The sequence below is a fragment of the Leisingera sp. ABD4_442 genome (assembly GCF_056160905.1).
This window is the reverse complement of record NZ_JBSWYB010000002.1, coordinates 129732-150393: the sequence shown is the minus strand read 5'-3', so window position 1 is coordinate 150393 and position 20662 is coordinate 129732. Positions and strand designations below refer to the sequence as shown.

Genomic DNA, 20662 nt, shown 5'->3' with positions numbered 1-20662 from the left:
CCGGTCGTTTTTGTACTGGAAATCCATTTTCTGATGCAGCCGCCTTTAGTTGGTCTGGGGGGACCGGGTTATGTCGCGATTTGTTCTGGTATCATTTGCCTTCCTCGGATGGGGATTTTACGAGCTGAGCGGAGGGGCGGATTTTGAACCGCCTAAACGGCCAGAGCCGGTGGCGGCAGCGCAGCCTGCCGCGGCTCAGCCTGTGAGAATCACCGCTGCCGCGCTGACTGCGCAGCCGGTCCTGACACACCGGTCGCAGGTTCAAACGCCAGCCCGCCCGGCTGCGGACCCGGCCCTGCGCCAGCGGGTCGCGGCCCAGCATCTGGCCAGCGCTTCCGGTGTTCTTGCATCGACTCAGACAGCCTTTTCCGGCGAACCCGCCCCTGGTGGCCTGCAACTGGCATCGCTTGACGGCGGCTTGGCGGCGATCACGGCAGCACCTGCCGCCATCGTGGAAGCCGTGCAGCCGGAGCCAGAGGCCGTTTTGGACCGCCGCAGTATCCGTGCGTCACGAGTGAACATGCGGCAAGGGCCAGGCACCAGTTATCCGGTAATCACCCGCTTGCTGGGCGGGGATGAGGTCATCGTGATCGAAGACAGCGGCACCGGCTGGCTGCACCTTCGTGCGCCGGACAAAGGGCACGTGGGATGGATTGCGGCTTCCCTGGTGAGCAAGAAACGCCCATAACTGCACCGGTAGTTTCCGGGTAAAAGGGCGAAACCTTGAAAAAGACCATCCTGATTACCGGCTGCTCCTCCGGGATCGGCCTGGACGCAGCCCGCGGCATGCGGGAACGGGGCTGGCGGGTGTTTGCCTCCTGCCGCCAGCAGCGCGATTGCGACCGGATGCGGGCCGAAGGGTTTGAAAGCCCAAGGATCGACTACACCGACCCGAACAGCATCGAATCAGGCCTTGCCGAAGTGCTGGAAGCCAACGGCGGCACGCTGGATGCGCTTTTCAATAATGGCGCACACGGTCTGCCCGGTGCGGTGGAGGATCTGCCCACCGAGGCCCTGCGCACCATTTTTGAGGCTAATTTCTTTGGCTGGCACGAGCTGACCCGGCAGGTGATTCCGGTGATGCGCAAGCAGGGGCACGGGCGGATCGTGCAGAACTCCTCGATCCTGGGCTTTGTCACCTTCCCATGGCGGGGCGCCTATGTAGCGACAAAATACGCGCTGGAGGGCCTGACCGACACGCTGCGGGTCGAGCTGCGCGGCACCGGCATCCACATGGTGCTGATCGAGCCCGGTCCGGTGACGTCGAAAATCCGCGAGAAATCCATCCCGCATTTCGAGCGCTTCATCGACTGGAAGGCGTCGCCGCTGCGCGAACTGTACGAATCGCGGCTGCTGAAGCGGCTGTATGATGGCAGCAACGGCCCGGACCGGTTCGAGCTGCCGGCCTCAGCTGTCACTGCCAAGCTGGCCCATGCCTGCGAATCCCGGCGGCCGCATCCGCGCTACTACGTCACCACTCCCACCTATATCGCCGGTTTCCTGCGGCGCATCCTGCCGACCCGGGCAATTGACCGCATCCTTGTAAAGCTCGGATAGGGTCGCCATCTGCATCTGCGCAGGGTAGATGAGGCCCAACGAATTGATGCGCTTGGGGGACAGGATGAGCGATCCGCTGTATTATCTGGGGCTGGCTGCGGTGGCTGCCGTGGTTGTGGCGCTGGTCGTCGGCATCGGCGGCTTTGGAAAGGGCGGGGAGTTCAACCGCCGCAATGCAAACAAGATGATGCGGCTGCGCATCCTGTTTCAATTCATTGCAGTGGTGATCCTGCTGGCCTACGTCTATCTGCGCAGCCAGGGAGGATAAGTGGCGATGGTCGTTCTGAACAAGATTTACACCCGCACCGGCGACAAGGGCGAAACCGCGCTCGGCAACGGCGCGCGGGTCGCCAAGCATTCGGCGCGGGTCAATGCCTATGGCACCTCGGATGAGCTGAACTCCTTTGTCGGGGTCGCACGGCTGGAGGCGGAGGGCGAAATGGATGCCGCCCTGGCCCGCATTCAGAATGACTTATTCGATCTGGGCGCCGATCTGTGCCGTCCGGAGATGGAAAAGGACGCCGAAGCGGAATACCCGCCGCTGCGGGTCGCGGCGGCGCAAGTTGAGCGGCTGGAAGCCGAGATCGACGTCATGAACAAGGATCTGGAGGCGCTGCGCAGCTTCATCCTGCCGGGCGGGTCACGCCTTGCGGCGCATTTGCATGTCTGCCGCACCGTGGCGCGCCGCGCCGAACGGCTGGCCACCGACCTCAGCACTGCCGAGGACGTGAACCCGGCGGCAGTGAAATACCTGAACCGTCTCTCCGACTGGTTCTTTGTTGCCGCCCGCACCGCCAACAACGGTGGCAAGGACGACGTACTGTGGGTGCCCGGCGCCAACCGCTGAGGCGACCTGCCTCAGTTTTCCCGGCCTGATTCGCCCTTTGGCGCCGGATTTTTGCGAATCCGGCGCCAAACGCGTCACGCAGGCCAGCTGCGCCCTGCCGTTGCGGCGGGCAGATTTCCCACCGGAAACATTCTTGCAAAAATGATGTTCCAAATGAGCAAACGCGACGTCGGCGTGCGCTAACGTGACGATTTTGCCCTGTTGCAGGCGCACACCAGCCGGTATCAACGCTGCGAGAGCATAGAGGGGGAGTCGCCCTGGGGCGGCTTGCCGTTTGTTAAGGAGAGAACGCAAAATGAAGGTACTCGTGCCTGTCAAACGCGTGATTGACTACAACGTGAAGGTCCGCGTCAAAGCGGACGGCAGCGGTGTCGATCTCGCCAACGTGAAAATGTCGATGAACCCCTTCGACGAAATCGCTGTCGAAGAAGCTATCCGCCTGAAAGAAGCCGGCAAGGCCGATGAGGTGGTTGCGGTTTCCATCGGCGTCAAGCAGGCTCAGGAAACCCTGCGCACCGCCCTGGCGATGGGCGCAGACCGCGCCATCCTGGTGGTTGCTGCCGACGACGTGCACACCGACATCGAGCCGCTGGCCGTTGCGAAAATCCTGGCCAAAGTGGTCGAGGAAGAGCAGCCCGGCGTCGTGCTCTGCGGCAAGCAGGCGATCGACAACGATATGAACGCAACCGGCCAGATGCTGTCGGCGCTGCTGGGCTGGTCCCAGGGCACCTTTGCCTCCGAGCTGGACATCGAAGGCGAAACCGCAAAAGTCACCCGCGAGGTTGACGGCGGCCTGCAGACCATTTCCGTGAAGATGCCCGCCATCATCACCGTGGACCTGCGCCTGAACGAGCCGCGCTATGCGTCGCTGCCCAACATTATGAAGGCGAAGAAAAAGCCGCTGGACGAGAAAACCGCCGCCGACTACGGCGTCGACGTCACGCCGCGCCTGGAAATCGTCAAGACCGAAGAGCCGCCGGCACGCGCCGCAGGCATCGTGGTCGGTTCGGTTGACGAGCTGGTTGAGAAACTCAAAGAAGCGGGGGCTGTGTAATGGCTGTTCTTCTCCTTGCTGAAGTGACTGACGGCGCGCTGGCGCTGGACGCAACCGCAAAAGCTGTTGCCGCAGCCTCCAAACTGGGCGACGTGACCGTTCTGGCCGCTGGCGCCTCTGCTGCTGCCGCTGGCGAAGAAGCTGCGAAAATCGCAGGCGTTGCCAAGGTTCTGGTAGCCGAGGACGCATCCCTGGGCCACCGCCTGGCGGAACCGACCGCGGCACTGATCGCTGGCCTGGCGTCTGACTTTGAGCACATCGTGGCACCCGCCACCACCGACGCCAAGAACGTCCTGCCGCGCGTTGCGGCACTGCTGGACGTGATGGTGATCTCCGACGTTTCCGGCGTTGTCGACGGCAACACCTTCGAGCGCCCGATCTACGCCGGCAACGCGATCCAGACCGTGAAGTCGAACGACGCCAAGAAAGTCGTGTCGATCCGTACCGCGTCCTTTGACGCAGCTGGCGAAGGCGGCTCCGCATCCGTGGAAACCATCTCTGCTGCGGCAAACCCGGGCCTGTCCGAGTGGGTCGAAGACAAGGTTGCCGCAAGCGACCGCCCCGAGCTGACCTCGGCCGGCATCGTTGTCTCTGGCGGCCGCGGCGTTGGCTCCGAGGAAGACTTCAAACTGATCGAGACCCTGGCCGACAAACTGGGCGCTGCTGTCGGCGCATCCCGCGCGGCTGTCGACTCGGGCTACGCCCCGAACGACTGGCAGGTGGGTCAGACCGGCAAGGTTGTTGCTCCGGACCTCTATGTCGCCATCGGCATTTCCGGCGCTATTCAGCACCTGGCCGGCATGAAGGACTCCAAGGTCATCGTGGCGATCAACAAGGACGAAGAAGCACCGATCTTCCAGGTTGCGGACTTTGGCCTGGTTGCCGACCTGTTCGAAGCCGTCCCGGCCCTGACCGAAAAGCTTGGCTAAGCCCTACTGAGGTGTTAGGCAAAGATAAGGCCCGCCGAATGGCGGGCCTTTTTCTGTTCACGGGCGTCACTTGCCTTGCAGCAGGGGGAGAAGGCGATCAGCGAGCGCGTCTGCAATCCTCATATGCTCCTTGGGGCCGATCATGTGGCGGGCAGCCGGCAGTTCCATCTGACCGAAGACCATTCCGGCAATGTCCTGAGCCGTGGACGCGGAGGAGGACTTGAACTCCAGAATGCCGCTGACCTTGGGGCGCAGCGCATCCGCCATAGGCCGGTCCACCAGCACCGGCTCTTCTGTAAAGCCGCCGTCGGCATCCAGTTCATAACGCAGCCAGAGCAGCAGAACACGGCCTTTCAGCTCTTCTATCAGGCCGCTCATCCGCTCCAGCCAGCTGCGCTGCAGCTGCTCCCGGACCTGCTCGAACCTCTGCCCGGAGATGTCCTGAAGGGTGCTGAGCAGGTGCTTGTTGAAGTGGAATTCGGTAAAGTCCACTTCCGGGTACAGTGTCTTGAGCGCCGGCTGGGCTTGCAGGAAGCGGTCGTTGCGGCGCGGGTGGACCCGGTAGTACGGGTTCGAAATGTTCTGCGCACTCAGCATCTGCAGCACCGAGATGTGCGCACCCCGGGCAATACTGATCAGCGTCTTGTCCTGCACAAAACTGTCCAGCCCGGCGTTCACGCTGCCCAGGTTGATACAGTCTATGCCAAGGCGGGGCTGCAGGGTGTCGACAAAGGGAAACTCAACGAATCGCCCGTAGACTTCGGTTCCACCAAGAAAGGCAACATAAGGCGCATCCAGGGACCGTTGAGGCCCCCGAACCAGCAGCCTAGACTGCCCATATCTGCATGGTTCCCCCGCAAGCGCACCTGCGCTTTTGAGTTCATAGCTCATTTCACCACCAATTTTTCACCCGAGACTCACCTTGCAGGGCAAGCATTGCAATTTCCCTAAAGTGAGAATTTGCCTCAAATCGGCTCAAGCTGCCCTTGTGCCTGCCCTTCCCCGGCCAGTAAGGTTGCCGCAGATATTTCAGGAGCCTGAGGCATGGAAATTCAGAAGGTTGGAGTGATCGGCGCGGGTCAGATGGGCAACGGCATTGCTCATGTTATGGCGCTGGCCGGGTACGAGGTCGTGCTGAATGACGTCAGCCAGCAGGCGCTGGACGGCGCGCTGAGCCTGATTCACAAGAACATGGAGCGCCAGGCCAGCAAGGGCAAGATCTCTGAGGCCGACGTGAAGGCGGCGCTGGCGCGCATCGTGCCCTCGCTGAAGCTGGCTGACGTGGGCGCAACCGATCTGGTGATCGAAGCGGCGACCGAGCGCGAGACCGTGAAGCAGGCCATCTTTGAGGACCTGCAGCCGCATCTGCAGCCGCATACAATCCTGACCTCCAACACCTCCTCGATCTCGATCACCCGGCTGGCCAGCCGCACCGACCGGCCGGAGCGTTTCATGGGGTTCCATTTCATGAATCCGGTGCCGGTGATGCAGCTGGTGGAGCTGATCCGCGGCATCGCCACCGACGAGCCAACCTTCAACGCCTGCCAGGAAGTTGTGGCGCGGCTGGGCAAGACCTCGGCCAGCGCCGAGGATTTCCCGGCTTTCATCGTCAACCGGATCCTGATGCCGATGATCAACGAGGCGGTCTATACGCTCTATGAGGGCGTGGGGTCTGTGAAGTCGATCGACGAGTCGATGAAGCTGGGCGCCAACCACCCGATGGGGCCCCTGGAGCTGGCGGATTTCATTGGCCTGGACACTTGCCTAGCGATCATGAACGTTCTGCACGACGGGCTGGCGGATACCAAGTACCGCCCCTGCCCGCTGCTGACCAAATACGTTGAGGCGGGCTGGCTGGGCCGCAAGACCCAGCGCGGCTTTTATGACTACCGCGGCGAGGTACCGGTTCCGACCCGGTAACCGCCCGCACAGAATAAAGAAGCGCCCCGCGGGGCGCTTTTTCGTTTCCGGCAGTATAATCAGGCGGGCTCAGCTTTGCTTACCGAGGCTGAGCGTGTGGTCACGCAGCCAGGCCATGAAACCGCGCGGGTCGGTTTGCAGCTGCTCCATCTGCTCATCCGTTAGCGGCTTGCCGACCACCGGCGCCTGCGGTTTGTTGCAGGAGCGGACGATTTCGTGCAACAGCAGGCCCTGGCGCAGGATCGGGGAGATCTGACAGGCGATCTGATACCAGCGGGAATTCGAGCCGGGGAAGTAGATCGGCACCACCCGCGCGCCGGAGCGGCGGATCAGCTGGGCGGTGAAGACGTTCCATTCGCGCTCTACCGCGGGGCCGAACCAGCTGTCGGACGACATCACTACGCCCGAGGGGAACAAGGCCACCGCACCGCCCTCCTTGAGGAAGGCCATGGTCTTGGCCCGCATGTCCACCATCTTGCGCTGCGCTTCGGGGTCATGCGGGAAGGGCACCGGGATCATGAAGGAGGTTGCCGCCTCATCCAGGCCGGTCAGCACCGAACGGGTCAGGATGCGGTAATCGAGGCGGCGGCGGCCGATGAGATCAGCAAAGATCATGCCGTCGACCATCCCGTGCGGGTGGTTGGCGACGATCACCACAGGACCGTCTGCGGGGATATTTTCGATCTGTGTCTGCGGGGTCTGCAGGTCGATGCCCATGGTGTTGAGGGCGCCGCGCCAGAACTTCTGACCACGGTACTCGGCGTTCCGCTTCTCGAACTTGTTGACCATACGCAGGATGGTCAGCTTGCCGGTCAGCCATTCGATGGTCTTGATCGCCACGGACGTCCAACGGTCATCGAAAGAGTTAGCATAGGTCAGCGTGCGGCGGTCATAGACCTCGCCCGTTGCCTGTTCAGCGGTGTCCGGTGTGATGCCGGTCTTCCTGTCTTGTGCGGTGTCCGCCAATGTGTCTATTCCCGTTCCGCTTCCGGCGCGGACCTAGAACCCTTCGCCGAACTTGTCCGCCACCAGCGCTTCCAGCGCATGTGCCAGCGCATCAGCATCAGGCCCCGAAGTCTCGACGTCAATAGTCGTTCCTTTCGAGGCTGCCAACATCAAAAGCCCCATAATACTGTCGCCGGAAGCGGACAAGCCGTCCTTTAAGACTTCTGCCGTGGCGTCAAACCCTTCGACCACCTCTACCAGCTTGGCCGAGGCGCGGGCGTGCAGCCCTTTTTCATTGATGATTTTCAGCGTCTTCAGAGCCATTTAATGTGCCTGCTCCCCGTCAGGGTTTACGTTCTGGGCATTGATGTACTTGCGCCCGGCCTCCATCGCCTGCCGGACTGCATCGGCGACCGGCAGGTGGCGGGATTTCGCCAGTTTGATCAGCATCGGCAGGTTGGCACCGTACAGAATGCGGCGGTCCGGCGGCGCGCAGGCTTTGAGGCTGAGGTTAGAGGGCGAACCGCCGTAAAGGTCAGTCACCACCACCACGCCGCCGCCGCTGTCAACCTCGTTGGCGGCTGCGCAAATCTCATCCTGCTTGCCTTTCCGGTCGTCCTCAGGACCGATGGCGATGGCCATCAGACTGGGCTGCGGACCCACAACGTGTTCCACCGCGGCGAGGTATTCCCCCGCCAGTCCGCCATGCGCTACGATCACAATCCCGATCAACCCGGCCTCTCACTTCTTTTGCTGGCCTTGCAGCTCGCGGTGTCTAATTGACACTTGCTGGCCGTCTTCTGCAAGAGCCTTGGCCAGGGATTCAGCCAAGGTCACTGAACGGTGCTGCCCTCCGGTGCAGCCAAAGGCGATGGAAAGATGCGACTTGCCCTCTTCCTGATAGGCGGGCAACAGCAGGCGGGTGAGATCCAGCACCCGCGAAAAGAATGGGGCATAGCGCACATCGGCGCGGACGTATTCCTGAACCTCCTGATCCAAACCGCTGTGTTGCCGCAGCTCCGGCTGCCAGTAGGGATTGGCCAGAAACCGGCAATCGAAGACCATGTCTATGCCAAGCGGGATTCCGCGTTTGTAAGAGAAGCTTTGCACGGACAGCGCCAGCCTGCGGCCCTCCGGTGCGAACCAGCGCTCAATCTCGGCCTTCAGCTGATGGACATTCATCGTGGATGTGTCGAGCAGGATATCGGCCCGGTCCCGGATCGGTGCCATCAGGTCCAGCTCCCGCCGGACGCCGTCACCCGGGGATTCAGCCGGCGCCAGAGGGTGGCGGCGGCGGGTTTCCGAGTAGCGGCGCAGCAACACATCGGGCTGCGAATCGAGATACAGCACAGTCAACTCCACCTCCTGGCGGCCTGACATCATGTCGATCACATCCAGCAGCGCACGCGGCGAGAAATCCCGGTTGCGGCTGTCCAGCCCCAGGGCCACCGGCCGCGGGGCCGCGGCTGTTTCGAGCAATCCCGGCAGCAGCCGCAGCGGCAGGTTGTCGATGGCTTCAAACCCGAGATCCTCCAGCACGTTGATTGCTGTGGTCCGGCCCGCCCCCGACGGGCCGGTCACAAGCACTGCCGGCACCGGTTTGTTCCTGGGCTCAGGCATCCGGGTCCAGAGCTCCGCATCTAAGGTATTGAAGCAGCGCCGGTGCGAAATGCGCGCCATCCACACGTTTCAGCCGGGCAATCTCCTGCCCCAGCAGCCGGGTGGAATGGCGCACCGGCAGGCGTTCGGTCTCAGTCTCATCCAGGTCCACCAGCGCCGCTACCGGCACCGGGCTGCGGATCTGCGCATGCAGCAAGCCCATATAGCGGGCTTCCACCAAGCCGCGGATCGGTTCGGGTGCGCTGGCAACCAGCCGACTGTCCAGCAACTGCACCAGCACCCGGTCATCTGCCACCAGCTGGGTGCCAAAGGCCATCAGCTGCAGCGCCAGCGCGGATTTGCCCTGCCCGGAGGTTCCGGTAATCAAAAGCCCCTGCCCCTCCAGCGCGACGCAGGAGGCATGCAGGATGAGACTTTGTGTTTCAGACATGGGTGAAGAAACCGGGATCAGACAGGCAAACCTACCACAAAACGCGCGCCCAAGGGTTCAGAAGTAACGTCAGCCTCTGTCGGACGGATATTCTCGGCCCAGATCACACCGCCGTGCGCCTCGACGATTTGCTTGGAAATCGCCAACCCAAGACCGGAGTTATTGCCGAAATGCTCCACCGGGCGCTGCGAGTAGAAGCGTTTAAAAATTTTCGAGAGGGCCTGATCCGGGATTCCGGGGCCGGTGTCCTCAACCACCACCAGCACCCGGTTGGCGCGGCGGCGGGCCCAGACGCGGATCGCATCGCCGTCCTCGCAAAAGGAAATGGCGTTGGTGATCAGGTTGACAAAGACCTGCGCCAAGCGCGCCTCCAGCCCCTGCAGCAGGATCGGCTGGGCAGGCAGATCGGTGATATAGTCGATCCCCTTGGACCGGGCGTCCTCGCCCAGATACTGGTTCAGATTGCCAAGCATCGTCAGAAGATCGAACTCTTCCTCTTCCTCTTTGACCAGCTCCGCATCCAGCCGCGAGGCGTTGGAAATATCACTGACAAGCCGGTCCAGGCGGCGGACGTCATGTTCGATCACATCCATCAGCTTTTCGCGCTGGTCATCGCGTTTGACCATCCGCAGCGTGCCAACCGCAGATTGCAGGCTGGCGAGCGGGTTCTTGATCTCATGCGCCACATCCGCGGCAAACTGCTCGTTGCTGTCGATCCGCGTGTACAGCGCCTTGACCATGCCGCGCAGGGCACGGCTGAGGCGGCCGATTTCATCCGGACGGGCCGAAAGATCGGGAATCCGGATACGGCCCGGGTTCGACTTGCGGCTGCCGCGCTCGCGGCCCAGCTCCGCCGCCTCAGCCAGGTCGGCCAGCGGATTGGCAATGGTTGAGGCCAGCACCAGGCTGAGACCGACCGAAACCAGCAGGGCAACCACGAACATCTGCAGTACCCGCTCCTGTTCGCCGCGCACCAGCGCATCCACCTCGCCGGTGGGAGAGGTCAGCGCTATCACGCCGACGGCGCTGCCATTGTGCATGATGGGAGTGGCCGCAGTTATTACCCGGCTGCCGCTGGTGTCGACAACGGTTTCAACCCCGGTCCCGCCGTTCATCGCCTTGTCGACCAGACCGCTCAGCCGCTCTTCCAGGGCGGGGCCGGACCCGGCCTCCGCGTCAGGCGTTTCGCCGCCATCGGCAATGTCCCACAGGGCAGACAAAGCATCGCTGATCAGCGTGCGGCTGCGGCCGCTGTCGTTCAGCACATTCAGGGTATCGCTGCGGTCCACGCCCTTTACACTGGAAATAAGATTGCCTGTCGTGTCGAACACAAAGGCCTCCACACCGCCGCGCAGGCTGAGGCGGGCCAGCGTGTCCTCGGCCTGGATCCCGTCGCCCGCGGCAAAGCTGACCGCACCGGCGGCAGGCATTTCCGCCTCAAACACATTGGCCGCCAGCATCGCTTCCGACACCAGCGTGCCGGCACGCTGGTGCACCAGGCTTTGCCGCGAGGAGTTCAGATAGAGAATCCCTGCAACCAAGATGATCAGAGCGATCAGGTTGAAGGTGATGATCTTGCGAGTCAGCGGCGACCCCTTGAGAGACAAGAGGCCGCGGCGCGCGCGCTTGACCTGCATTTCCCGCGTCACTGACTGATCCGGGGTGACCCAGTCCTCCCCCAGAACAACATCGCCGTCCTGCTGGCGTTGCGTTATGCTGGTATCGCGCATCTGCGCTTACTCCTTCGGCGGCGGGCAAAGCGCCCTGCTCAAGCGTGCCGCTTATTCTTCATTATAACGGTAACCGATTCCATAAAGGGTTTCGATTGCCGCAAAATCCGAATCCGCGCTGCGCATCTTCTTGCGCAGGCGCTTGATGTGGCTGTCGATGGTGCGGTCGTCCACATAGACCTGATCATCATAGGCCACATCCATCAGCTGGTCCCGGCTTTTGACAAAACCGGGCCGCTGGGCCAGTGCCTGCAGCAGCAGGAATTCGGTCACCGTCAGCGACACGTCCTTGCCCTTCCAGCTGACCGCGTGGCGCAGCGGATCCATCCGCAGATTGCCGCGCTCCATCACCTTGGCGTCGGGCGAGGCGCTGCCGGACGCATCGCTGCTGATTGCTTCCTGACGGCGCAACAGCGCGCGGATGCGCTCGACCAGAAGACGCTGGGAAAACGGTTTCTTTACATAGTCATCGGCCCCCATGCGCAGGCCCAGCACCTCGTCGATCTCGTCATCCTTAGAGGTGAGGAAGATCACCGGCATCTGGGTTTTCTGCCGCAGCCGCTGCAACAGGTCCATGCCATCCATGCGCGGCATCTTGATATCCAGCACCGCCATATCCGGAAGCTTTTTATTAAACGCGTCCAGTGCCGCCTGGCCGTCATTATAAGTTTCGACCTCAAAGCCCTCAGCCTCAAGAGTCATGGAAACGGATGTCAGGATGTTCCTGTCATCGTCAACCAAAGCAATCTTTGACATTGGAATTGCCCCTAATCTGCTCTGTTCTGTGTTTTGTTTTTACCACTTTCATCGCCGTTATAGTGCGCCGAATCAATCCCATTTGAAGAAACCTGGCGATCTTTGGGTTCAATTGGGGCAAAAATACCTTAGCGTCTGCTGAACAAGCGGGCGCTTTGGCCGGCAAAAAATAATGGTTGCGCTAAACATCGCCTTGGTGGCGCTAACTAGGGGCAGACGGCCTGTTCAGCCCCCGAAACCCCGTGTTAAGACCGCGCCACCGGCAGCGATGCCGTTTTCTATTGCCCCATTGGCGCAGCCGCGCAGCCTGCGTGCCGCAGCGCCGCCACAGGAGAAAAAACGCATGACATCTGGACGGGTTAACCCGCAATTCCGCCTCGAGGATCAGGGCATCGAGGGCCTGGGCAATGTCTATTACAACTTCATGGAGCCGGCGCTGATCGAGGCCGCGCTGCAGCGCGGCGAAGGCACGCTGGGCAATGGCGGCGCTTTTCTGGTCACCACCGGCAAATTCACCGGCCGGTCGCCCAAAGATAAACATGTCGTGAAAACCGACAGCGTGCGCGACACCATCTGGTGGGACAACAACGCCGCAATGAGCGCCGAGGGCTTTGACGCGCTCTACACCGACATGCTGGAGCATATGAAGGGCAAGGACTACTACGTCCAGGACCTGGTGGGCGGTGCCGACCCGGCACATGCGATCAACGTCCGCATGGTCACCGAACTGGCCTGGCACAACCTGTTCATCCGCACCATGCTGCGCCGTCCGGACCGCGAAGACCTGGATGATTTCATCGCCGATTTCACCGTCATCAACTGCCCGAGCTTCCAGGCCGACCCCAAGAAGCATGATTGCCGCAGCGAAACCGTCATCGCGATGAACTTCGACCGCAAGATGATCCTGATCGGCGGCACCGAGTACGCAGGCGAAAATAAGAAATCCGTGTTTACCCTGCTGAACTACCTGCTGCCGGAAAAAGGCATCATGCCGATGCACTGCTCCGCCAACCATGCCAAGGGCAACCCGGTCGACACCGCCGTCTTCTTTGGCCTGTCGGGCACCGGCAAGACCACCCTATCCGCCGACCCGGACCGGGTGCTTATCGGCGATGACGAACATGGCTGGGCCGACAACGGCACCTTCAACTTTGAAGGCGGCTGCTATGCCAAGACCATCAACCTGAACCCCGAGGCAGAGCCGGAAATCTACGCAACCACCTCCAAGTTCGGCACCGTGATCGAGAACATGGTGTTCGACCCGGAGACCAAGGAGCTGGATTTCAACGACGACAGCCTGACCGCCAACATGCGTTGCGCCTATCCGCTGCATTACATCTCCAATGCATCGGCCAGCGCCCGCGGCGGCCATCCGAAGAACATCATCATGCTGACCTGCGATGCCTTCGGCGTGCTGCCTCCGATCGCGCGGCTGACCCCGGCGCAGGCGATGTACCACTTCTTGTCGGGCTTCACCTCCAAGGTTGCAGGCACCGAGCGCGGCGTGACCGAGCCGGAGCCGACCTTCTCCACCTGCTTTGGTGCGCCCTTCATGCCGCGCCGCCCGGAGGTTTATGGCAACCTGCTGCGTGAAAAAATCGCCCAGCACGGCGCCACCTGCTGGCTGGTGAACACCGGCTGGACCGGCGGCGCCTACGGCACCGGCAGCCGGATGCCGATCAAGGCCACCCGCGCGCTGCTGACCGCGGCGCTGGACGGCTCGCTGGCGGATGCGGAATTCCGCAAGGACGCGAACTTCGGCTTTGACGTGCCTGTCAACGTGCCGGGCGTGCCGGAACTGCTGCTGGATCCGCGCCGCACCTGGGACGACAAGGACGCCTATGACACCCAGGCGGCCAAGCTGGTGCAGATGTTCTCCGACAACTTCGAGCAGTACCTGCCGTTCATCGACGAGGACGTAAAGGCCGCAGCCATCGGCTGAACCGCCTGACACTTCAAATCAAAAGCCTCCGGCAAGCCCGGGGGCTTTTTTATTCGATCTCCAGTATCAGCCCGGTCTCCCAAGTGCTGTCTGATGCATCATCCCAGAACTGCGGACGGGAAAATGATCCGCGCATCTGCCGTTTCAAATAGAAGCGGGAAAAATGCTGGCGGCCACGGTGATTATCAGGATTGCCTGGGCTCCATTTCCGGTAAGTCAGAGGCTCGCCCGTCACCCAGGCCCAGCCACCGGCGGGTTCTAAGCGCCGGTCTGCCTGATAGAGACCAATTGTCGGCCCGTAGAGCGTTCCGCCCTCTTCATGAGTAAAGCGGGCGTCCCGGCTGAACAGGTCAACGATGAACTGGTTCTCCTGCGCGGAAGAAATGGTGACAAGATGCCCGCCTGCGTCAGAAGCGAGCTGGTTAATAGTGTGCCAACGCAACTGTGTCGCATGTACAGCGACATACAGATTTCCGCGAAAATAATCGAACATGACAGCATAACGGTTTAGAGCTCCAAGCGCCTTGCGCAGCCGCGGCTCCAGATCTTTGGGCAATTGATCCGGGTCTATACGTTCTGCCTTGTTTGGCATCAGCTCTCGTATCCGCGGCGCGTTCGGCAGAACGCGCAGCAAAGAGTGATCAATGTTCGAACCGCCAGTCAATCTAGCCTTGAGGCGCGCTTGGGCTATGGCGTTTCTGGTTCTGGGGCCGAATTGCCCGTCAATACCACCGGTGTCGAACCCCATCATGTTCAACGCATCCTGAAACTGACGCGCTTCGGTAGCAGTCAGAATGTAAGTGCCCGACGCGTCCTTTCCGGGTTTCAGCCAAGGCTCTGCAACCCGGTAGCCCCGGCGCAGATCCAGCTCAAAGGAGAGCGCATCGTGCCGCTGGGCCGCCAGAGCAACCAGCCGGTGGCCGGGGTAGTGTTCGTATTCTTTCAGGAACCGCTTCCAAATCCAGACGGTGTTGTGCTCCGCCGCCTTGGTGAATTCCTCAATAATTTCCAGATCAATACTCTGAGCCTCCGGAGCAGGCGCAGAGGCTGGAGCAGGAACAGCAGCCAGTTGCGGGACAGGCGGAACCAAAAAAATGTCATGCCCCGGCAGCGAGCCGTAGACAAACGGCTCCTGAACACCGCTGGTGGCAGCAAAAACCGTGTCACGGACCTGGCGGAACAGCTTGCCCAGCTCAAGCCCCGGCGTCTCGATATGGCGGAGCAGCGCCGCGGCATAGGGGCTGTTGCGGCCGGCACCGTCCAGCGCAAGCGTGCCGCCCTTTGCCGAATACCCTACCAGGACGCCGCTTGGCTCGATCCGCGCCAGACCGCGGCCGATGGATCTGGTAGCATCCGACACCTGCATCTGCTGCTGGAACGGATTGTCCCGGCACGCATCCACAAGAACGATCTTCAGGCCGCCGGAGGCTTCAACGGCGGACAGAACACCGCTTAGCCGGATGGCCTCGAATTCCACATCCCGGCTGCTTTTGAGTTCCGCATTGACGGGTATCAGGTAATTGGTGTTTTCAATTTCGATGCCGTGGCCGGCGTAATAGACCAGCGCCACATCCGCCTGTTCAGCCGCGGCGGAAAAATCGCGCAGTGCAAGCCGCATTGCGCGGTAGTCCAGGTCCTGAAGTTCGGAGACATCAAACCCGATCCTCCGCAGGGCTTGCGCAAGATCAGCCGCGTCGCGGCCCGGGTTTCGGAGTTTTGGAACTGCGGCATAGTCCGAATTACCAATAATCAGGGCTACCCGCTTTTCCGGTTTAGCCAAGGCACCGGCAGTGCAGACCGCAAGCAAAATATACGCCGCTAGAACCAGCTGCATGAAAACATGGAATACGCGCATAACTGTGCCTCCCAGAACCTGCACAATCCAAGGTAGCACAAAAACGAAAATCTGCGAATTCGGCGGGTCGGGTCAGGTGCCTAGGGTCAGAAATTGCGCTTCAGAGACTGCCCACCACCATATCCCGCACTTTGACCGCATAGCGGTCGGTCATGCCCGAGACAAAATCCGCCAGCGAATGCATTGCCGTATAGGCATCTTCCACCCCGCGCAGATCCAGGTCCACGGTGCGGATCAGTTTGGCCCAGTAGCCGTTCCTGGCTTTCAGCTCTTCCGCATCCCAGCCGCAACCGCCGAGGTCGGAATAAAGTTCATGGAAGTGATCCAGAACTGCGTAGAGAACCTGGCGGCCCTTGATTTCCAGCTCGGTCTTGCGCAGCGCTGTAAAGATCCGTGCGTTGGAAATCTCCTTCATTTCGTCGAAGGCCTCCCTCTTGGAGGAAATCTCCATCAGCCCATCGTTGAAATCCCCGGCCATGATGGCGCCGTAATTTTCCATGAAGGCTTCAACCGCGGCCTCGATTGCCTTGGTGATTGCACTGGCGCGGCGGAAGGCAACGATATCACGGGTGGTTGCCTGCGGATCATCCGCCCGGTTGGGTTTACCCGCAATTTTCTCCAGGCAATCAATGACAAGCCGGCTGTCCAGGTCACCGACTGTCGCGGCGTCCTCCAGATCCAGAATGCGGTAGCAGATGTCGTCTGCCGCCTCCACGAGGAAGGCGAGCGGATGGCGGCGCCAGTGCCGCGCTGCGCCGCTGCCCTCTGCGCGCAGGTCCACCGCTTCGGCGACCTCCGCAAAATGGTTGGCCTCGGTCCCGAAAACCCCGAATTTCTTGAGCCCCACATAGCCGCCTTCGGCCAATTGGCGTGCCTCGGCTGTACAGGGGTATTTCATAAACGCACCAAGTGTTGCGTAGGACAAGCGCATACCGCCGTCCCGCCGCGCCATTTCCAGGCGGCTGGCAATGCGGAACCCCTGGGCGTTGCCTTCGAACGCGGTGAACTCTGCCTGCTGCGCCCGGCCCACCGAACCGGCAGCGCCTGTCCCTGCCCTGAACTGAGTTGCGAACCATGCCCCGATACTGTCTTCGCCGGAGTGCCCGAATGGCGGATTGCCGATGTCATGCAGCAGGCAGGCGGATTGGATGGTGCCCGCAATCGCGTCGCGCTGCTGCTCCGTGATGAAGCCCTCTTTCAGCATGGCCTGCCCCGCCAGAGTGCCAAGAGAGCGGCCGACGCTGGCGGTTTCCAGGCTGTGAATCATCCGGTGATGCACATGGTCGTGCTCATACAGCGGATGCACCTGGGTCTTCTGCGCCAGCCGCCGGAACGGTTCGGAGAACAGGATGCGGTCATAGTCCTGCAGATAGGCCGGGCGCCCCGGCAGCTCCTCGAACTCCGGCCGGCACAGTCTTCCCGGGTTCAGCAGCCTGTTCCACTCCATTGCCATAGTCCCGCTCCTTGTGCCTGTTTGAGGCTGCTTAAACGGCAGGCGCAGCGGAAATGCAAACGCTTCAGCGCGGCTTGATCCCGGCGGGCTCCAGCTTGTGCTCGGGCTCCACGTGAATCACCACCTGCGCTTCGGGCAAGGCGTCCTGAAGGGCAGTCTCAACAAGATCGCAAATGCCATGCGAGGCCCGCACCGTCATGGCCCCGTCCACCACCATATGGAATTCGATGAACAACGCCTGCCCGGCCCGTCGGGTTTTGAGGCCGTGGACCTGCAGCGCTCCGGCAGCCATCCGGTGAATGATCTCCTCGATCTTCCTGCGTTCTGCTTCCGGCGCGGCGGTGTCCATCAGGCCGTTCACCGAGGAGGCAATTACCAGCCAGCCCTCGCGCAGGATATTTACCGCCACCAGGAGCGCCAGCAGCGGGTCGAGGAAAACCCAGCCGCTGGCCAGCGCCAGGACCAGCCCGGCCAGCACCCCGGCCGAAGTCCAGACGTCGCTCATCAGATGCCGCCCGCCTGCAGACAGCGCCGGCGACTTCAGCCGCCCGCCAGCTCCCAGCAGCACCCGGGCCCAAGCCAGGTTCAGCACCATGGCCAGTGCGTTGACCAGCAGGCCCGCCGTGCCCCAATCGGCAGCCGAGGGGCGGCCAAGGGCATTCACAGCCTCATGCAGGATCACCACTGCGGCGATCACAATCATGATGCCTTCGGCCACAGCCGAGAAATACTCTGCCTTATGGTGGCCATAGGGGTGGCCGTCATCGGCCGGCCGCTGGGCATAGCGCACGGCAAACCAGGCAATCACCGCACCGCCGATGTTCACAAAGGATTCAAGCGCATCCGACAGCAGTGCCACCGAGCCGGTCAGCATCCAGGCAGCAACCTTCAGCCCGGTCACCGCCAGCGCGATCAGGATCGACCCTGTCGCCAGTTGTGTTGCACTGAAGCGTTGAAACATGCTCTCTCCCCGCTTGTGCACTGTTTACATCAGCAGCCCGCGGCGCAAGAGGTTCAAGCCGGCGATCAGCAGCACCACCAGCGTGGCCCGGCGGAACAGCACCTGGTCGATCCGGTCATGCAGCTTGCCGCCGATCCACATGCCCGCCACTGCAGGCACGATCAGAGCCAGCGAGAAAGGTGCTGTTTCAGCCCGCATCACACCAGAGCCAACATGCGCCAGCAGCAGCGCCACGGCGCCAAGGCCGTAGATCACCCCCTGCACCCGGATCTGCTCTGTCTTTTCGGTGCCCAATGCAGTCAGATAGGCCACCGTCGGCGGCCCCCAGACACCCGACACCCCGCCAATCAGCCCGGCAATGCCGCCCACCATGGCCTCGCTGCGGCGGGTCGGATTGGTGATCGAGAAGGTCTTTCCCATCAGCTGGATGAAGGCGAAGACCGTCACCGGAACCCCAATCGCCAGCAACAGCGCCTGCTGCGGCAGCACCCGCACCGACTGGGCGCTGAGCAGCAGGCACATCAGGCCAATCAGCAGAAACACCCGGAACTTGCCGATCGAGGCCAGCGCCGCCTGCGGCCCCTGCCGCAGCGCCTGCATCCCGTTGGTCACCAGCGTCGGCAGAATCAACCCCGCCAGCGCCAGATCAGGCGCCAGGAACATGCTAAGCCCGGAGATGAAGATCATCGGCATGGCAAAACCAACCAGCCCTTTGACGGTGCCCGCCAGCAATGCGATGCCAAAAGCGGCTGCCAGCTCAGCCGGGGAAATCAGGGAAAACAATGCGCTCATAGCCCTGCTCTACCACATCCGCGCCGCGCTGCACCGGCAAAATCAACACGCAAGATTTGATCCAAACGCCGCACCTGTGAGTATTTTTGTTGCGCTGCACCTGCAAAATGATTTACCACCGGGCGACCGAAGAAGGATCTGATTCATGGCTCATGACGGACAGGACTTGCAGATGAAACCGACACTCATTCCCGACCTGCTGGCACTGACCGGCGCCGCCCTGGAACCGCTGGACCAGCTGCTTGATGCTGCCCGTGCCTCCGTGAAGGAAATGGTCAGCAGCGAGGGCCGCGTTTCCGGCAAGCTGATCGAGGAAAACCAGGTGGCCGCGCACGGGCTGTCCTGGCTGGCCACTTACGTCTACTCGCTGCGCCAGATGCAGAAATGGGCTGAGAAGCTGCAGGGCGAAGGCAAGTTCGGCGAAATGGAGCAGCTGATCCATCAGATCGGCTTTGGCGAGTACCTGTGGCAGGTTTACGGCGGCATCCAGATGAACCAGGGCGAGATCATCCGCCTGCAGGACCTGGGTCTTTCGCAGGATGCGCAGCGCTCGCTGATGGCGCCCGCGGTGATGACGCTCTGCGAGCAGGGCAACAGCCAGGCTGCGCGCACCCGTCTGGTGGAGCTGATGGAGGAGCAGGCAGGCTCCACCATGTTCGGCACCTCCGGCCTTGAGGAAGAGCTGGAAATGATCCGCGACCAGTTCCGCCGCTATGCGGTCGAGAAGGTCGAGCCGAATGCCCATGACTGGCACCTGAAGGATGAGCTGATCCCGCTGAGCGTGATCGAAGAGCTGGCCGAGATGGGTGTCTTCGGCCTGACCATCCCTGAGGAATACGGCGGGTTCGGCCTGTCCAAAGCCTCGATGGTGGTGGTCTCCGAGGAACTCTCGCGCGGCTATATCGGAGTCGGCTCGCTGGGCACCCGCTCCGAGATTGCGGCCGAGCTGATCCTCTGCGGCGGCACCGAGGAGCAGAAGGCTAACTGGCTGCCGAAACTGGCCAGCGCCGAGATTCTGCCGACCGCGGTCTTCACCGAGCCAAACACCGGCTCTGACCTCGGCTCCCTGCGCACCCGCGCGGTGAAGGACGAAAACGGCGACTACAAGATCACCGGCAACAAGACCTGGATCACCCACGCGGCGCGCACCCATGTGATGACCCTGCTGGCGCGCACCGACCCGAACACCTCCGATCACCGCGGGCTGTCGATGTTCCTGGCCGAAAAGACCCCGGGCACCGACGAGCATCCCTTCCCGACCGAGGGCATGACCGGCGGTGAGATCGAGGTGCTCGGCTACCGCGGCATGAAGGAATACGAGCTGGGCTTCGACAACTTCCACGTGAAGGGCGAAAACCTGCTGGGCGGCGAAGAGAACAAGGGCTTCAAACAGCTGATGGAGACCTTTGAATCGGCCCGCATCCAGACCGCCGCCCGCGCCATCGGCGTGGCGCAGTCAGCGCTGGACATTGCCATGCAATACGCCCAGGAGCGCAAGCAGTTTGGCAAGTCGCTAATCAACTTCCCCCGTGTTTCCGGCAAGCTGGCGATGATGGCGGTGGAGATCATGATCGCCCGTCAGCTCACCTATTTCTCGGCTTGGGAAAAGGACCACGGACACCGTTGCGACCTGGAGGCCGGCATGGCCAAACTGCTGGGCGCCCGGGTTGCCTGGGCGGCTGCCGATAACGGCCTGCAAATCCACGGCGGCAACGGCTTTGCGATGGAATACAAGATCTCGCGCGTGCTGTGCGATGCCCGCATCCTCAACATCTTTGAAGGCGCCGCCGAAATCCAGGCGCAGGTCATTGCCCGCCGCCTGCTGGGCTGAGCCAACGCAACAGCCTGTCCCTGAGGCGCCTGCTGACAGG

General features: G+C 61.9%; 22 protein-coding genes. 10 read left to right on the top strand and 12 right to left on the bottom strand.

The window, feature by feature from the left end; genetic code table 11:
- The first annotated feature begins 70 nt into the window (after window positions 1-70).
- The 6 genes from ACXAHG_RS02655 (at window position 71) to ACXAHG_RS02630 (ending at window position 4387) form a co-directional block, all read left to right on the top strand.
- Entirely contained in the window at window positions 71-688 is a 618-nt protein-coding gene (locus ACXAHG_RS02655; protein ID WP_475040805.1) for an SH3 domain-containing protein, read from the top strand.
- A 35-nt stretch (window positions 689-723) separates the two neighbouring features.
- Window positions 724-1557, top strand: a complete 834-nt coding sequence (locus ACXAHG_RS02650) for an SDR family NAD(P)-dependent oxidoreductase (protein ID WP_475040804.1) — start codon at window positions 724-726, stop codon at window positions 1555-1557.
- A 64-nt stretch (window positions 1558-1621) separates the two neighbouring features.
- Window positions 1622-1825: a twin transmembrane helix small protein gene (locus ACXAHG_RS02645; RefSeq protein WP_475040802.1), complete on the top strand. Its 204-nt coding sequence runs from the start codon at window positions 1622-1624 to the stop codon at window positions 1823-1825.
- Between the two features lie 6 nt (window positions 1826-1831).
- Window positions 1832-2404: a cob(I)yrinic acid a,c-diamide adenosyltransferase gene (locus tag ACXAHG_RS02640; RefSeq protein WP_475040801.1), complete on the top strand. Its 573-nt coding sequence runs from the start codon at window positions 1832-1834 to the stop codon at window positions 2402-2404.
- A 295-nt stretch (window positions 2405-2699) separates the two neighbouring features.
- The gene (locus ACXAHG_RS02635; protein WP_039159202.1) at window positions 2700-3458 is read left to right on the top strand and encodes an electron transfer flavoprotein subunit beta/FixA family protein; all 759 of its coding nucleotides are present in this window, start codon (window positions 2700-2702) and stop codon (window positions 3456-3458) included.
- Window positions 3458-4387: an electron transfer flavoprotein subunit alpha/FixB family protein gene (locus ACXAHG_RS02630; protein WP_475055756.1), complete on the top strand. Its 930-nt coding sequence runs from the start codon at window positions 3458-3460 to the stop codon at window positions 4385-4387. The genes ACXAHG_RS02635 and ACXAHG_RS02630 overlap by 1 nt, the downstream gene beginning before the upstream one ends.
- Window positions 4388-4453: 66 nt before the next feature.
- On the opposite strand, the gene ACXAHG_RS02625 is transcribed toward ACXAHG_RS02630, so the two are convergent.
- Window positions 4454-5278 carry a DUF6473 family protein gene (locus ACXAHG_RS02625; RefSeq protein WP_475055755.1) on the bottom strand — a complete coding sequence of 275 codons (825 nt, stop codon included), beginning with the start codon at window positions 5276-5278 and terminating at the stop codon, window positions 4454-4456.
- Window positions 5279-5431: 153 nt separating this feature from the next.
- Between ACXAHG_RS02625 and ACXAHG_RS02620 the strand changes: the two genes are divergently transcribed.
- Window positions 5432-6307: a 3-hydroxybutyryl-CoA dehydrogenase gene (locus tag ACXAHG_RS02620; protein WP_475040797.1), complete on the top strand. Its 876-nt coding sequence runs from the start codon at window positions 5432-5434 to the stop codon at window positions 6305-6307.
- A 69-nt stretch (window positions 6308-6376) separates the two neighbouring features.
- On the opposite strand, the gene ACXAHG_RS02615 is transcribed toward ACXAHG_RS02620, so the two are convergent.
- Genes ACXAHG_RS02615 through ACXAHG_RS02585 form a run of 7 tightly spaced genes read right to left on the bottom strand, consistent with a single transcriptional unit; the run spans window position 6377 to window position 11788 of the window.
- Window positions 6377-7273, bottom strand: coding sequence for a lysophospholipid acyltransferase family protein (locus ACXAHG_RS02615; protein WP_475040796.1), 897 nt, complete (start codon window positions 7271-7273; stop codon window positions 6377-6379).
- Window positions 7274-7306: 33 nt separating this feature from the next.
- Window positions 7307-7576 carry an HPr family phosphocarrier protein gene (locus ACXAHG_RS02610; protein ID WP_475040794.1) on the bottom strand — a complete coding sequence of 90 codons (270 nt, stop codon included), beginning with the start codon at window positions 7574-7576 and terminating at the stop codon, window positions 7307-7309.
- On the bottom strand, window positions 7577-7984 hold the full coding sequence (locus ACXAHG_RS02605) for a PTS sugar transporter subunit IIA (RefSeq protein WP_475040793.1): 408 nt from the start codon (window positions 7982-7984) through the stop codon (window positions 7577-7579). It lies immediately after the preceding gene.
- A gap of 9 nt (window positions 7985-7993) precedes the next feature.
- On the bottom strand, window positions 7994-8872 hold the full coding sequence (rapZ, locus tag ACXAHG_RS02600; protein ID WP_475040792.1) for an RNase adapter RapZ: 879 nt from the start codon (window positions 8870-8872) through the stop codon (window positions 7994-7996).
- Window positions 8865-9302, bottom strand: a complete 438-nt coding sequence (locus ACXAHG_RS02595; protein WP_475040791.1) for an HPr kinase/phosphorylase — start codon at window positions 9300-9302, stop codon at window positions 8865-8867. The genes rapZ and ACXAHG_RS02595 overlap by 8 nt, the downstream gene beginning before the upstream one ends.
- Before the next feature lie 17 nt (window positions 9303-9319).
- Window positions 9320-11032 carry a sensor N-terminal transmembrane domain-containing protein gene (locus ACXAHG_RS02590; RefSeq protein ID WP_475040789.1) on the bottom strand — a complete coding sequence of 571 codons (1713 nt, stop codon included), beginning with the start codon at window positions 11030-11032 and terminating at the stop codon, window positions 9320-9322.
- A 51-nt stretch (window positions 11033-11083) separates the two neighbouring features.
- Window positions 11084-11788, bottom strand: a complete 705-nt coding sequence (locus ACXAHG_RS02585; RefSeq protein ID WP_475040788.1) for a response regulator transcription factor — start codon at window positions 11786-11788, stop codon at window positions 11084-11086.
- A 343-nt stretch (window positions 11789-12131) separates the two neighbouring features.
- Here ACXAHG_RS02585 and ACXAHG_RS02580 point away from each other — a divergent pair, with 343 nt between their 5' ends.
- Window positions 12132-13730: a phosphoenolpyruvate carboxykinase gene (locus ACXAHG_RS02580; RefSeq protein ID WP_475040787.1), complete on the top strand. Its 1599-nt coding sequence runs from the start codon at window positions 12132-12134 to the stop codon at window positions 13728-13730.
- Window positions 13731-13779: 49 nt separating this feature from the next.
- Here ACXAHG_RS02580 and ACXAHG_RS02575 read toward each other — a convergent pair whose 3' ends face one another.
- From ACXAHG_RS02575 to ACXAHG_RS02560, 4 genes are all read right to left on the bottom strand, one after another.
- Window positions 13780-15585: a caspase family protein gene (locus tag ACXAHG_RS02575; RefSeq protein WP_475055753.1), complete on the bottom strand. Its 1806-nt coding sequence runs from the start codon at window positions 15583-15585 to the stop codon at window positions 13780-13782.
- 100 nt (window positions 15586-15685) lie between these two features.
- Window positions 15686-17032, bottom strand: coding sequence for a dGTP triphosphohydrolase (dgt, locus tag ACXAHG_RS02570; RefSeq protein WP_475045216.1), 1347 nt, complete (start codon window positions 17030-17032; stop codon window positions 15686-15688).
- Window positions 17033-17102: 70 nt separating this feature from the next.
- Window positions 17103-17999, bottom strand: coding sequence for a cation diffusion facilitator family transporter (locus tag ACXAHG_RS02565; protein ID WP_475055752.1), 897 nt, complete (start codon window positions 17997-17999; stop codon window positions 17103-17105).
- A gap of 24 nt (window positions 18000-18023) precedes the next feature.
- Window positions 18024-18791, bottom strand: coding sequence for a sulfite exporter TauE/SafE family protein (locus ACXAHG_RS02560; protein WP_475055751.1), 768 nt, complete (start codon window positions 18789-18791; stop codon window positions 18024-18026).
- On the opposite strand from ACXAHG_RS02560, the gene ACXAHG_RS02555 reads away from it, so the two are divergent.
- On the top strand, window positions 18676-18933 hold the full coding sequence (locus ACXAHG_RS02555; RefSeq protein WP_475055930.1) for a hypothetical protein: 258 nt from the start codon (window positions 18676-18678) through the stop codon (window positions 18931-18933). The two genes, ACXAHG_RS02560 and ACXAHG_RS02555, sit on opposite strands and share 116 nt — an antisense overlap.
- Window positions 18934-18936: 3 nt before the next feature.
- Entirely contained in the window at window positions 18937-20622 is a 1686-nt protein-coding gene (locus tag ACXAHG_RS02550; RefSeq protein WP_475055750.1) for an acyl-CoA dehydrogenase family protein, read from the top strand.
- The last annotated feature ends 40 nt before the right edge of the window (window positions 20623-20662 follow it).

Bases quoted from the DNA above. Each gene is read 5' to 3' on its own strand.
- ACXAHG_RS02655 (WP_475040805.1), top strand. From the start codon at position 71: ATGTCGCGATTTGTTCTGGTATCATTTGCCTTCCTCGGATGGGGATTT.
- ACXAHG_RS02645 (WP_475040802.1), top strand. From the start codon at position 1,622: ATGAGCGATCCGCTGTATTATCTGGGGCTGGCTGCGGTGGCTGCCGTG.
- ACXAHG_RS02640 (WP_475040801.1), top strand. From the start codon at position 1,832: ATGGTCGTTCTGAACAAGATTTACACCCGCACCGGCGACAAGGGCGAA.
- ACXAHG_RS02635 (WP_039159202.1), top strand. From the start codon at position 2,700: ATGAAGGTACTCGTGCCTGTCAAACGCGTGATTGACTACAACGTGAAG.
- ACXAHG_RS02630 (WP_475055756.1), top strand. From the start codon at position 3,458: ATGGCTGTTCTTCTCCTTGCTGAAGTGACTGACGGCGCGCTGGCGCTG.
- ACXAHG_RS02625 (WP_475055755.1), bottom strand. From the start codon at position 5,278: ATGAGCTATGAACTCAAAAGCGCAGGTGCGCTTGCGGGGGAACCATGC.
- ACXAHG_RS02620 (WP_475040797.1), top strand. From the start codon at position 5,432: ATGGAAATTCAGAAGGTTGGAGTGATCGGCGCGGGTCAGATGGGCAAC.
- ACXAHG_RS02610 (WP_475040794.1), bottom strand. From the start codon at position 7,576: ATGGCTCTGAAGACGCTGAAAATCATCAATGAAAAAGGGCTGCACGCC.
- rapZ (WP_475040792.1), bottom strand. From the start codon at position 8,872: ATGCCTGAGCCCAGGAACAAACCGGTGCCGGCAGTGCTTGTGACCGGC.
- ACXAHG_RS02595 (WP_475040791.1), bottom strand. From the start codon at position 9,302: ATGTCTGAAACACAAAGTCTCATCCTGCATGCCTCCTGCGTCGCGCTG.
- ACXAHG_RS02590 (WP_475040789.1), bottom strand. From the start codon at position 11,032: ATGCGCGATACCAGCATAACGCAACGCCAGCAGGACGGCGATGTTGTT.
- ACXAHG_RS02585 (WP_475040788.1), bottom strand. From the start codon at position 11,788: ATGTCAAAGATTGCTTTGGTTGACGATGACAGGAACATCCTGACATCC.
- ACXAHG_RS02580 (WP_475040787.1), top strand. From the start codon at position 12,132: ATGACATCTGGACGGGTTAACCCGCAATTCCGCCTCGAGGATCAGGGC.
- ACXAHG_RS02575 (WP_475055753.1), bottom strand. From the start codon at position 15,585: ATGCGCGTATTCCATGTTTTCATGCAGCTGGTTCTAGCGGCGTATATT.
- dgt (WP_475045216.1), bottom strand. From the start codon at position 17,032: ATGGAGTGGAACAGGCTGCTGAACCCGGGAAGACTGTGCCGGCCGGAG.
- ACXAHG_RS02565 (WP_475055752.1), bottom strand. From the start codon at position 17,999: ATGTTTCAACGCTTCAGTGCAACACAACTGGCGACAGGGTCGATCCTG.
- ACXAHG_RS02555 (WP_475055930.1), top strand. From the start codon at position 18,676: ATGAAGATCATCGGCATGGCAAAACCAACCAGCCCTTTGACGGTGCCC.
- ACXAHG_RS02560 (WP_475055751.1), bottom strand. From the start codon at position 18,791: ATGAGCGCATTGTTTTCCCTGATTTCCCCGGCTGAGCTGGCAGCCGCT.
- ACXAHG_RS02550 (WP_475055750.1), top strand. From the start codon at position 18,937: ATGGCTCATGACGGACAGGACTTGCAGATGAAACCGACACTCATTCCC.